The sequence below is a fragment of the Mycobacterium sp. E1715 genome (assembly GCF_001667625.1).
In the GTDB taxonomy this organism is placed as follows: Bacteria; Actinomycetota; Actinomycetes; order Mycobacteriales; family Mycobacteriaceae; genus Mycobacterium.
Genome location: NZ_LZJJ01000416.1, coordinates 1 through 804, shown reverse-complemented (window position 1 = coordinate 804; position 804 = coordinate 1). Strand labels below are relative to the sequence as shown.

The following is an 804-nucleotide window of genomic DNA, read 5'->3' as shown; positions in this document are numbered from 1 at the left end:
CGGGCGCCGATGTGGCCGCCGTGCGCGCCGCGGTCACCGCGGCGGTGAACGGTCGCGCCCTGGTCGCCGCCCCGAGCGTTCGGGCCGCCCGCGCCGGCGACGGCGTCAAGCTGATGAACTACATGGCCCTGCTGGGGGCGGCGGTCGCGTTGGTGGTCGGAGCGTTCCTGATCTACACCACGATGACCATGGCGATCACCGCGCGCCGGCCGGTGATTTCCATGCTGCGTGCGATCGGCGGCCGGCGCGTGACGATCGTCGGCGACATGATCGGGGAGGCGGCGACCCTCGGCCTCATCGGCGGCGCCATCGGTTCGGGGCTCGGAATCGTGGCCGGGCACATCGCGATTCGCCGATTGCCCCCGGCGATGACCCAGGGGCTCGAGGCCAGGGTCGAGTATTGGCTGCCGGGCTACGCCATTCCGCTGGCCCTCGCGGCCACGGCGCTCACCAGCGTGGTCGCTTCCGCGATGGCCGCGCGCCAGGTGTACAAGGTCGCGCCGATCGAGGCGCTGGCGCCCGTCGGGGCGTCGGCGGCGGACGTCGTGCCGCGATGGCTGCGTGGCGTCGCCGGGGCCGGCGCCGTCGCCGTGTTCGCCGCGTCGATCTGGATCGTCATCGGCCAGCGCGGCACCCTCGCGTTCGCCGCGATGGCCGCTCTGCTGAGCGCCGAGATCGCGCTCGGCTTCGCGCTCAGCGCCGCCCTCGTCAAGGCAACGGCCGCCACGGCCCGCTCGTTCGGATCGGTCGGGGCGCTCGCGGCGGCCACGGTCGAGCGCGCACCGCGGCGGGTGTGGGCGACGG

1 protein-coding gene is annotated in these 804 nt (G+C 74.8%); it reads left to right on the top strand.

The genetic code is table 11. From position 1 onward, the window contains the following. Positions 1–804: ABC transporter permease (locus A9X03_RS20100; RefSeq protein WP_156746614.1), on the top strand; the 804-nt coding region annotated here is incomplete at both ends.